This is a genomic window from Salinisphaera sp., from assembly GCF_035690525.1.
Classification (GTDB): Bacteria; Pseudomonadota; Gammaproteobacteria; order Nevskiales; family Salinisphaeraceae; genus Salinisphaera.
The window spans coordinates 1-10,773 of sequence record NZ_DASSKM010000066.1 but is presented as its reverse complement, the minus strand read 5'-3'; the positions used below and the strand labels follow the sequence as shown (position 1 = coordinate 10,773).

Sequence of the window (10,773 nt, the reverse complement as noted above, 5' to 3'; positions counted from 1 at the left end):
ATAGAGGGCTATATCGCCGCCTGCCTGGACTCGTTGCTGGCTAACCAGCGGGAGGATTTCGAGGTCATCGTCGTCAACGACGGTTCCACCGACGCCACGGCCCGGATTATCGATGGTTACGATCACGACCCGAGATTTCATAGCGTTCATCAAAACAACGCAGGCCTGGGAGCCGCCCGTAACTCGGGTATAGAACAGGCCCGCGGGCGCTTCATCCTGTTCGTGGACGGCGACGACTGGCTTTCCGACGGCGCGCTCGATACTTGCCTGGATGCGATTGATGCGGCCCCGGACGCCGACTTGTTCGTATTCGATTACTTCGATGTCGATGACAAACATAAAGTCCGCCAGTTTTGCGGCCCCGGCTTCTGGACCTGCAGAAACGCCGCATGGAACAAGGTCTATGCGCGATCGCTCATCGGCGATCGGCGCTTCGACACCGATATCTTCTATGAGGATATGGCTCGTGTGCGGCCGTGGGTGGCGCGGGCGGAACAAATCGAGCGTATCGACGGCGCCCTGTATAACTATCGCAATTGTCGCTCGGGCTCGATCATGAATTCCTCCGATACGCATCGTTTCTTCGAGTTGCTTACCGCCGCATCGCGCTGCGTCGATCGTATCGAGGCCGATTTCGCGCACGAGCCATCGCTTCTTGGGCAGCGCTTGGGCGCCGATTGGAAAAGCCGTTTTTACACGACCGACGTGTTCGTGCCGGCCCTGGTCGGCTGGCCGCGTAAGCTGCCCAGCGCCCGCGAGCGGCGTGCTTTCGCTTCCGAATTTTTTTCGCGCCTGCCGGCGAACGTGCCGGATAAACGACTGCTGGCGCGCGATTTCAGTTACAAGATCGCGATCGCAGCGGCCTGCTATGAACGAGGCGCGTTTGCCAGCGGCGACTGGTTGCTACACCGGCTGGGCCGCCTCAAGCGACGCTTTTCCGGCGGTGTAGGCTAGCAGACGAAAATCAAAGGAAGATCGTCAGTTTTCGAATATTGATATGGCCGAACCGGTAACGAATCATCCGCGCTTTAGTATTCTCGTCGCCGCGTACAACGTCGAGGAATGGATCGACGATTGTTTAAGATCGCTCTTGATCGACGAAATGCGCGATTGCGAAATCATCGTCGTTAACGACGGGTCGACCGATAACACGCGAGCCCGTATCGGCGCCTATCTGCATGATCCGAGACTGACGGTTATAGACCAACCCAACGGCGGCCTGAGCGCCGCGCGTAACACGGGGATCGAGCGCGCCCGCGGCGCGTATATTCTGTTCGTCGACGGCGACGATTGGCTCGAGCCGGATACGCTAACCCGGCTGAACGCGACGCTTGAAGAAAACCCCGCGGCCGATTTGGTGGTTTTTGGATTTTATGAAGTCTACGGCGATTTTCGGCAACCTAACCATTGCTCGGCGGATTTATGGAAAATGACCAACTCGGCCTGCAATAAACTCTTTAGCCGCCGGCTATTCGACGGCGCCCGATTCGATCGGGGCATCTGGTACGAAGATCTCGCCCTGGTACCGTATCTGTTCGTACGCGCGAACGCGCCCGCCACGCTTGACGCCGTGTTATACAACTACCGCCGCGACCGCGATGCCTCGATCATGAATTCGACCGATTCCAAGCGAATTTACGATCTACCCGTGGCCGCTTATCGCTGTCTGGCCCGTATTCACGAAGGCGAAGCAAGCGGTCGCATCGCACCCATGAAATCCCGCTTTGGACAAGATTGGGAAGCTCGATTCCTTACCGTCGAGATATTCATCCCCGGCGTACTCCACCGCGCTCGTCGTATTTCAGACCGGAAAACGCGGCAGCAATATATAGCGAGGATGATGTCCGAGTTCGCCGATCATGACTCGATACGAGCGGACATCGTCCGCCGGCAGTATGGATATAAAATGGCAGCCGGCAGTCTACTGTATCGACATGGCCACAATCGTTTGGCGCACTGGCTGCTACACGATACGGGCGCGTTTAAACGCTGGGCGATCGACCGTTTCAGCGGATTCCGGTCGCGCAGGCGCGCCGGAACGCATTAGCGACCACCACCACTCGTCTATCGAGGCGTACCGGCGCCGTGCGCGAGGCCATCCGAGGACGACGGACGCGAATCATGTTGCGTGTGGGGCGTTAGCAGCTTTCGAATCGAAGCCCGGTGCCATGCGGCACGTTTGCGTAGCGCCGGCCCGCTCTCGATATCCGCGGCATACAAATTTAGATGACGCACCACGGCACAGGCATCCAACGCCGCCGGTTCGCAATCGATCCGGCCGTAGCCGTGCTCGAAGGCGCTTATCGGACCGCGGGCGAGCCGTTTGAGCCAGCGCGCCGGACTGCGTGTCGCAAACAACAACTCGGTGGCCAGACCGGTCTTCATGGTGCAAAAATCCCATGCGGGCGTCATATGCGGCCACCCGTTGACCCCGAAATCCAGCATCGTTAAACGATCCGGAGACCATAAGACATTCCACGGGGTAAAATCGCCGTGGACGGCAGCAACCGGCCCCCGGCCGAGCCCGGATACGAGATCGAGCAACGCCCTTCGTTCATTCGGGGGTAAAAGATCGAGTTGGGCGTGGCGGTCCTCGACGTATTGCCCGAGCAAATCGTCAATCCGGGCATCGTGGGCGTTGTGTGTATGCCAGCGCCGCAACCACTGCCCCGCGCTAAAGCAGGCTTGTTCCAGCCGACGTTTCCACCGATGGAAGTTCAGTCCGCGCAGGCTCGACTCGCAGTGCGCGAGCGATTCGATAGACGGGTCGGGCACGCGCTCCATGACCAGCATTCGGCTTTGCGCATCGCAGGCGACAAACGGGATGTTCACGCCGTCGCCCCCCGCAAAAACGCGGCGCGCCTCAAAAAGCGCATCGATTTGTACCCGATAGGTCGCGTCGTTCGACCAGGTCTTGACGACCAAGGGCCGGGTTTGGCCATCGATCACGACATTCAGTGGATAAACCGCGGAATAAAGCCGATCGTCGTGTCCAAGCCATTGGAATTCGTCGATTCGCGCATCCAGAACGCTTTCAACGATTTCCGGCAGCGCACCCAACGTGGCCATCCACTCTCTCCCGGATTATCGCTTGGTGGCGATGAACGCGTGGTCGTGTGCCACCAGCCCGAGTACACCGAGAAGCGCGCGTTGGCGTACCGCGCGTACCGCCGCCTCAATATCATCCGCGCGGCCGCTGTCACGCATGACGCCTCTCACGCGCTCGACATCGATTGCATCCACATCGGCCAATGTCTGTGCGCGTGATCCCAGCCGTATAAAAGCGACCGGGAACTGATAGCTCGGAAACGGCACGAATTTATCCACGCGGCTGAAACCCGCCTCGCGCAGCAGCGCCGCACTTTTGCGGTGGCCGTATATATAGGTCTGATAACGCGATGCGCCGTAGCGCCGGGCCCAGACATTGGCCATCCGACGTGGCAGCGCATTCACCAGCGTCATCTGGGTATGCGGATCGCGCCAGAGCGTTCCCGGATGAAAACGATTCTCGATGCCGACGTAAAGCACGCCGCCCGGACGAAGCACGCGCAGCACCTCGCGCAACACCTTGATCTGCTTTTGGCGCGGGTCGACGCCTTCGCCGTTCACCCCGACCCACTCGAGCACGCCGTTGAGCAACACGAGATCGAGCGAACGGCTTTCCAGAGGAAGATCGTCGGCCGAGGCGTGCATGAATTCGATGTTGTCGAGGCCTTGTTCGTCGGCATAGCGCCGGGCCAGCGCGACGTTGTCGCCGTTGCCGTCAATGCCGATCGCTTTTTGCGCCGACCCGGCCAAACCTCTTGTCACCACGCCGGCCCCGCAACCGAGATCAAGCACGCGAGCCTGCGGCAGATCGATGCGATCAGCCAGGAACTCCATCAGCCCCGTGTAACGATTGTCGGAAAATACGTATTGCTGCGACGCCTCGGCGTCATTTTCCGCCATGCGTCGAAACGAATGGGCGGTCGTTTCGGAGTGCGCCATCGAACTCGCCGGTGTCATGAATCGGTAACTAAAATATCATGAACATGTCACCAACGCGCAGCTCCCGGCCTCGGGCGAGGCGCACCGCTCATTTCGGCTAGGCGCAACCCGGGCCGACGACGCCGCGGTTTTTCAGCCCCTCCTCAATCGGCTTTACCCGCGGCCGTGGCCTGGCATAAAAGTGCAGCGAGCGTTTCGGTTTGCCGAGCGCGGGAAAAGCGTGCCAAAGCCATTTCATCGACCGCCCAGCGGCCGGTATCCGCGTGTCGGCCATCGTATAATTCGTGTACGAACATCGACAGGGCTTCGGCGATGCGCTCGGCATCGTCCGAGGCGACACGCAACGCGCCTCCCAATTCGTCGAGCAGTGCCGCCGTATCGCCGCCGTTGTCGACCAGCGCCAACACCGGCTTGCGCGCCCTCAAATATTCGAACAGCTTGGCGGGTATTTGACGATTGAATTCGGGCCCCTGAAGTAACAGCAGACCGTTGGCCGAGCGCTGCTCGCGCAAGGCCTGAGCGTGCGGAATCCGCGGCTCGAGGGAAATAATATCCGACAGGTTCAAGTCGTCGATCTGCCGCTGGTAGAACGCGTCCTCCTGACTATTCCGGAAAATGATGCGCAACCGACCCGCATCGATTCGCCCCTGCGCCTTGAGCAAGGCGACCGCTTTTAACAGCGCGTCCGGGTTTCGTCCATGCCGATACAGATGCCCGCTGTGTACCAGCCGAACCGGATCGTTTGGGCGGCGGCTTGCCTCTTCGGTGGCGTAAACCGGCTCCAGCGCGTCGTCGTAACCGTTGGGAATCAGCGCGAAACGATCGCCGAAGTCGCCGAACCGCGATCGGCAGTCCGCCAACGCGCCCGGAGTCACAAACACGGAGCGTGTCGCCCCTTTGATCGCGCGACGCTCGATGGCCCGCTGGGCCCAACACTGCATCCGGGGGCTTGCTTCCGGGGCGACCGGATCACGAAATTCGGCAACCCACGGCAAACCGCTCAAGCGCGCCAGCGTGGCCGCGATCAAGTGGCTGGTGGCGATCGGATAGGTCGACCAGATGGCTTCGATCGGATAACGACGGATGATCGACAAACCGGCTATAACGGCCGACGGCGCCCAGGACGCCCATCGATCCGGCACGGCGGCAAGCTCCGGATAGCGGCCCCTCCAGCCGAGGTGGCGGCGCGCATCCAGCGCCCAACTGCGGTGGATCGACCCTTCCGGCGGCACCGCCGCTTCGCACTCCGTTTCAGCGTATGCACGCGTGCAAGGCGCCAATACATGAGGTTGCCAGCCCGAGCGCGGCAAATAGGACACGAACGCCCGAGCGCGCAGCGCTCCGGGCGAACCCGCCAACGGCGGATAATGAAACGCCACCATCAGGACATGCCGCATGCCATATCCTGCTTGTTTCGAGCACCGCACATCACGCCAAGGCGCGGGCGCGGCTTACCATGGCGGCAGATCCTGTGCACCCTTGATCCCCCCGTTTGGCCTGGCACTAAGTTTTCGCGGCCGGCGCCGCTTACCCCTGGAACCCGCCGGTGCGTGGCCCGATGCATGGCTATCGGCGGCAGCGGCGGGCGCTTTCTTGTTTGTCGCGCGCCGATCGGCGGCCGATATCTCCCGCTGCGCCAGTACCTGTATGACAACGGTGACGGCCAGCAGTTGATAGAAAAAGTCGATGTAGGCGAGTGGCAATAACGCCCCGGCAGCGGCATAGGCAATTAAACTGACCTGTATCATACTGGCCAAATCGGCCAAGTCGCCGATGCCCGGCTGCGCCCGGGCCCTTTTACGCACGCGCGCGAGACTCATGTAGCCGACCAACAGCAACGCAACGTACAGCCCTAGACCCACGAAACCCTGCTCGCCCAGAACTTCAAAGAAGATGCTATGGATGGCGCGACCCGGCGTTGCGCCGATCGGCCCGTACTGCTGCCACATCCGGTCACTCGCCCAGACGTCGAAACCGCCGCCGAGCAAGGGATTCGCTTTCGCCACATGAGTGGCGAACTTCCAGGACTGGATTCGCCCTTGTGCCGAAGCATCGTGATGGTAGTTGTTGATCGTTTCGATGCGGGCGGTATATTTCGCGGGCATGACGGCGGCGATCGCGAGCGCCGCGGCGGGCACTAGCAGAATAAGCAGTCCACGGCGCCGGCTCTTGATGAGCAGCATGCCCACGGTGATTGCCAGCGCCAACATGCCGCCGCGCGAGTAGGTCCCGATCACGGAGAGCGCCGTGAACCCCATCACGACCCAGAGCAGGTTATGCATCCAACGTTGCGTAGCCCGCAACTGAACATGACGCATCAACGGGATGGTCATGCACATAATCAACGCGAACGCGTTGTTATCGGTGAAAAAACTACTCCCCGGGCCCATCACGTGATAGCTGCCACCGGTCAACAGCGTGAACACACCGCCTTTTACGCCCCAGAACCCGAACGAGGCGACGATGACCCAGATCACCCACTGCAGCTTCTCGCGATCGGTCACGAGCATGAGCGTCACGTAAGTCATCGTCATCATTTTGACGAACTGCATAAAGCGTTGGAACGCGAGGTCGGAAAGCACCGCGTGACTGGTACTGAGCGCCGTCCAGATCAAGAACAGCGTCATGAGCACGACCAGCGGCTTGACCGGCGGCATCTGTCTTTGCCGGGGCTGGATCGCCAGCGCGATCAGGGTCGCCAGCGCGACGATCATCACCCACGGAAAGCTGGCCGCAAAGCCCCAGGTCATACGGTGCGGGTTCAAGTAGCTGAACATCATCCACAGCAGCAGGCCGATGATCGGACGCACGAACGCCATCGGCAGCGTAGCGACCACAAACAGCAAAAGCGCCAGATCGCGCATTGTTCAACCTATCTCGATCGACAGCATGGCGGCGTCCATAAAAAACTTGGCGGCCCAGTTCGGATAACGAGCACGCATATAGCCACCCGACATGGGATAAGAGCCGGCGACCGCGCCCCGCCGGGTCGTCTCCATTGTGGCAATGTCTTGGGTTGACTGCACGAATTCGATCGCACGCCGTGCGCGCTCGGTCCATGCCGGATCATGATCGAGCCGCGCCAGCTGTAGCCACGCATAAGCAATCTGCATATCGCCGGTCAAACAACTCCAGGGTGCGGCCGCTCGCCATTGCGCGTCCAGTCGGCCGGGCAGACCGCCGTCGCGACGTTGGCTGCGCGCGATCCGGCCCAAGCCGAGACGGGCGGCGTCGACGACACGCGGCTCGCCCAGCCACATGCCGGCTTCGAGCATGGCTTGCAGCGCATAGCCTAAAGTATGGGTCAGCGGGCGGCGGTTGTCCTCGAGATCGTTGTTCTCGAGCCAGCCGTTGGGCCGCATCTGGGTCAGCGCCCATTCGAGATTGGCGCGCGCGGCATCGCTATAGCGGGGCACGCCAAGCGCGCGCGCGGCTTCCAGCAGGCCGAGCGCGGTGCGCGTGTTGTAGGTGTTGAGCGGATGGGTGGCGAACGGCGAGCCGTAACGCCGCCAGGCACCATCGTCGTCCTGCACCGCCACCAGCCAGTCGGTCGCGCGCGCTAACGACTGCGCGAAACGGGCCTCGCCGGTGCGCTCGAAGGCCGCCGCCCAGCCGAACAGAACCTGGCCGGTATTGAAGATAGTCGGTACCCGCCGCGGCGCGGCCAGCGTGCCGGCGCAAACCGCCCCGTTATCGAGCTGGACATCGGATTCCCAATGCGCCATACGGGTGGCCCGCGCGAAATAATCGGGCTGCCCCGCGTGGTCGGCGTAGGCGTAGAAAGTCGGGATGATGTAGCCGGTGGTTTCCGGGTACGACGCTTCCCAGCGCTTGCGCGCGACATCGTAGAACGCCGGGACGCCGCCGTAACGACCGACATCGTGCGCATGCGCCAGCCATTCGGCGGCCGCGCGCAGATGCGTTTCGCTGTCCGCCGGAGGATGACGCCCGCGATGTGTCAGGCGCTGTAGTTCATGGCCGATCCAGTACGGATGCAGGCGTTGCCAAACCGGGCCGATCACGTCCTGCGCCCCACCGCGCGGGCCAGGCGCGCACGCGCCCGATCGCGCAGGTCGAGCAGCGCCGGCGCGGGATCGGCGGCGCGCCATAGCGCATCGACGACACGCGCATCGCGCGGGCCGGGAAACGCGATGCGCCGGCCGAGCGCCGCGGCATTGGCATCGGCCATCGGGTCCTTCCAGACGCGCACCGGATTAACGGAAATCGCGCGCGGCGCATCCAGGCCGAGCGCCTGCCGGTAAGCCGCCCAGGGCAGATTGACGCCATTCAGGGTGGCGATTTCTTGCTGGTGGTCGGTGCGTCCGACAGTCGGCTCGATCATGACGTATTCCTGCGTGGCGGCGCGCCATTTGTATTCCATGCCGGCCAGGCCGATCACGCCCTGCTCGCGAAAAAAGCGGGTCGTGACCGCCGCCAACTCGGCCGCCTCGGGTGCGGCGATACAGCGCGCCGTGCCGCCGGTCTGCCGCGGCCAGGCCCGCAGTTTACGCCCGACAAACGATACCGGGGCCCTATCGCCCTCGGCCACGCACTGAAGGCAAAAATAGATCGTCGAATCGTCGCCGTCGACCCATTCCTGCACCACCAGATCGTCGGAAACGGCGAGCATACGCTGCAACGTGTCGCACGCTTCGGCCACCGAATCCACCCTCGAGGCGCGCGGGAAACGGGCCAGAAACGCGGCCTGACGGCCGGCCGGCTTGATCACGAGCGGCGGCACCAGAGTCGTCAGCGCGTCCAGATCGACGACCGACCGGACGCGTCGCGTGCGCGGCACGACATGTCCGCCGGCCTCCGCGGCCGCGCGAAACCCGTCCTTGTGCAACAAGCGCGTGACGGTATCGGCGGCCGGCAACTGCAAAATATAGTCGGCGTCGAGGCGCGCCCGGTAAGCGGAAACGGCCGCCACTTTCTCTTCTTCGGTCAGAATCAGCGGGCGGCGCGCGCCGGGCTCCCGGCGGGCCAGATCGGCAAGCGCCTCGACCACATTTTCCGCTCGACCGGCATCATAGAAAACCGGGCGGACATACCGGCTGCGCGCGGCCGGCAGATCGCGCGCGCCGGCAAGCAGCCGTACCGCAACGTGCTCACGCCCCAGGCTGCGGGCCACGCCAAGCGCGTTGAGCCCGCCGCCGACCACCACCGCTTCCGGCGTACCGGCAGTCGCGCGGCCACGCTGGACGCCCCGCCGGCGTCTCATGCTCATGCGTCGCCGGGCCGGGCCGACGTGGCGCCGGCGAGATCGGCCGCGATCGACGCCACCCGCCGGGCGTTGGCCGACCAACTCAAATCGCGCGGTACCAGCGTATCGCGGGCCGTCGCCGCCAGCCGGACACGCAACGAGTCGTCTTCGATCAGGCGGCGCATGGCCGTCTTGAACGCCGGCCGCGAACCCGGTTCAAACAGCACCGCGTCATGCCCGTCGGTCAGGATTTCGGTGAGATTGGGCTGGTCCGGCGCGATGATCGCCTTGCCGCAGGCCATGTATTCGAACAGTTTCAGCGGCGAGGCATAGGCCACCACATTAGGTAGCATGGCGACGTCGAAGGCGTTGACATAATTCTGCACCGCATCGCGATCCACCACGCCGGTCACGGTCACGCGATCGGCCACCCCCGCGTCCTCGGCCTGACGCCGTAGCGCCTCGGTAACCGGCCCGTCGCCGACCAGCAGAAAATGCAGATCGCGCGCCTCGCGATATTCGGCGAGCAGCTCGATCGCGGCATCCAGCCCGTGCCACTCGCGCGCGAACCCCACAAAGCCGATCACCGTGGTCTGGGCACCAAGCCCGAGCCGGATCTTCGCGGCCGCCACGTCGGCGCTCGGGCCGAAGCGCCGGTGATTGATGCCGTTGGGCGTGACGGTGATCCGCGATTCGGCGACCCCGGCGTCCACGACCCGGTCGGCCAACACACGCGTGACCGCGAACACGTGATCGGCGGCCCGCCAGGCGCGTTGCTCGCTCCAGCGTGCCAGCCCGGCGAGCTTGAGCCCGCCGTAGGCCGAGCGCTCGGCGAACAGGGGCGCGTTGATTTCCAGCAGCAACGGCACGCCCGATCGGCGCCGCGCGAGCACGCCGGACAGCAGCGAGAGGTTGTAGCGCTCGTAGATCGCGTCCGGCTCGAATACGCGGATTGCCCGCGCCAGTCGTACATAGTCGACGCCGTTGTAGCCCAGCTCTAGCAGCTCGTACACCGACGCCGGAATCCGCGCCTTGAGCTTCGACACCAGGCCCGATTCGCCGCCGAACTCGCGCTCGTCGAAGCCTTCGGGGCCAACCAGGCACACCTCGTGGCCCTCGGCCCGCAGCGCGTCGACCATCTCCTGAATATGGACGTACTGGCCGTCCTTGGACCCGATGCGGTGGTGATACAGGATCTTCATAGGCCGTGACCGACCGGCGCAGCGGCCGCCTCTTCGTCCAGCGCGACGCCGGTCAGATGCGAAAAAATCGCCAACTGGCCACGGGTGGTCGGCGCCCAGCCGAAGCGCTCGGCATAGTCGCGGCGCGCCGCGCGGCCGGCCTCGTCCAGTTCGCCCGACGACTCGAGCCGGCGCCAGCCCTCCAGCATGGCATCGGCGTCCCGCGCCGCCATCAGATGGCCGGCCGGCGGGCCGGTCATGATTTCGGGAATACCGCCCACCGGTGTGGCGACGACCGCGCAGCCGCAGGCCATCGCTTCGATCAGCACCGTCGGCAACGCCTCCCAGCGGGAGGACAGCACCAGTGCCGCGCTGCGCCGCATGAACGAGTACGGGTTCTCC

Annotated in this window: 10 protein-coding genes; 2 read left to right on the top strand and 8 right to left on the bottom strand. The window is 63.6% G+C overall.

Features of this window, described 5'->3' with window-relative positions; genetic code table 11:
• Together VFJ08_RS05165 and VFJ08_RS05160 are read left to right on the top strand one after the other, a co-directional pair.
• Positions 1 to 954, top strand: a 954-nt coding sequence (locus VFJ08_RS05165) for a glycosyltransferase family A protein (protein ID WP_324995857.1), incomplete at its 5' end; no start/stop codon positions are given.
• Positions 955 to 997: 43 nt separating this feature from the next.
• On the top strand, positions 998 to 2,047 hold the full coding sequence (locus tag VFJ08_RS05160) for a glycosyltransferase family 2 protein (protein ID WP_324995854.1): 1,050 nt from the start codon (positions 998 to 1,000) through the stop codon (positions 2,045 to 2,047).
• 17 nt (positions 2,048 to 2,064) lie between these two features.
• On the opposite strand, the gene VFJ08_RS05155 is transcribed toward VFJ08_RS05160, so the two are convergent.
• From VFJ08_RS05155 to VFJ08_RS05120, 8 genes are all read right to left on the bottom strand, one after another.
• Positions 2,065 to 3,069 (bottom strand): phosphotransferase, encoded by a 1,005-nt coding sequence (locus VFJ08_RS05155; protein ID WP_324995852.1) that lies wholly within the window; start codon positions 3,067 to 3,069, stop codon positions 2,065 to 2,067.
• Between the two features lie 15 nt (positions 3,070 to 3,084).
• On the bottom strand, positions 3,085 to 3,987 hold the full coding sequence (locus VFJ08_RS05150) for a class I SAM-dependent methyltransferase (protein WP_324995850.1): 903 nt from the start codon (positions 3,985 to 3,987) through the stop codon (positions 3,085 to 3,087).
• A gap of 143 nt (positions 3,988 to 4,130) precedes the next feature.
• Positions 4,131 to 5,384, bottom strand: coding sequence for a glycosyltransferase (locus VFJ08_RS05145; protein ID WP_324995848.1), 1,254 nt, complete (start codon positions 5,382 to 5,384; stop codon positions 4,131 to 4,133).
• Between the two features lie 54 nt (positions 5,385 to 5,438).
• The gene (locus tag VFJ08_RS05140; protein ID WP_324995846.1) at positions 5,439 to 6,851 is read right to left on the bottom strand and encodes a putative O-glycosylation ligase, exosortase A system-associated; all 1,413 of its coding nucleotides are present in this window, start codon (positions 6,849 to 6,851) and stop codon (positions 5,439 to 5,441) included.
• 3 nt (positions 6,852 to 6,854) lie between these two features.
• Positions 6,855 to 8,009: a hypothetical protein gene (locus tag VFJ08_RS05135; protein ID WP_324995845.1), complete on the bottom strand. Its 1,155-nt coding sequence runs from the start codon at positions 8,007 to 8,009 to the stop codon at positions 6,855 to 6,857.
• Positions 8,006 to 9,214 (bottom strand): hypothetical protein, encoded by a 1,209-nt coding sequence (locus VFJ08_RS05130; protein WP_324995843.1) that lies wholly within the window; start codon positions 9,212 to 9,214, stop codon positions 8,006 to 8,008. The genes VFJ08_RS05135 and VFJ08_RS05130 overlap by 4 nt, the downstream gene beginning before the upstream one ends.
• The gene (locus VFJ08_RS05125; protein WP_324995841.1) at positions 9,211 to 10,392 is read right to left on the bottom strand and encodes a glycosyltransferase family 4 protein; all 1,182 of its coding nucleotides are present in this window, start codon (positions 10,390 to 10,392) and stop codon (positions 9,211 to 9,213) included. The genes VFJ08_RS05130 and VFJ08_RS05125 overlap by 4 nt, the downstream gene beginning before the upstream one ends.
• A partial coding sequence (locus VFJ08_RS05120) for a glycosyltransferase (protein WP_324995838.1) occupies positions 10,389 to 10,773 on the bottom strand: 385 nt, incomplete at its 5' end. The genes VFJ08_RS05125 and VFJ08_RS05120, both read right to left, overlap by 4 nt.

Excerpts from the sequence above, each read along its gene's own strand:
- VFJ08_RS05160 (WP_324995854.1), top strand. The coding sequence starts at position 998 with ATGGCCGAACCGGTAACGAATCATCCGCGCTTTAGTATTCTCGTCGCC.
- VFJ08_RS05155 (WP_324995852.1), bottom strand. The coding sequence starts at position 3,069 with ATGGCCACGTTGGGTGCGCTGCCGGAAATCGTTGAAAGCGTTCTGGAT.
- VFJ08_RS05150 (WP_324995850.1), bottom strand. The coding sequence starts at position 3,987 with ATGGCGCACTCCGAAACGACCGCCCATTCGTTTCGACGCATGGCGGAA.
- VFJ08_RS05145 (WP_324995848.1), bottom strand. The coding sequence starts at position 5,384 with ATGCGGCATGTCCTGATGGTGGCGTTTCATTATCCGCCGTTGGCGGGT.
- VFJ08_RS05140 (WP_324995846.1), bottom strand. The coding sequence starts at position 6,851 with ATGCGCGATCTGGCGCTTTTGCTGTTTGTGGTCGCTACGCTGCCGATG.
- VFJ08_RS05130 (WP_324995843.1), bottom strand. The coding sequence starts at position 9,214 with ATGAGCATGAGACGCCGGCGGGGCGTCCAGCGTGGCCGCGCGACTGCC.
- VFJ08_RS05125 (WP_324995841.1), bottom strand. The coding sequence starts at position 10,392 with ATGAAGATCCTGTATCACCACCGCATCGGGTCCAAGGACGGCCAGTAC.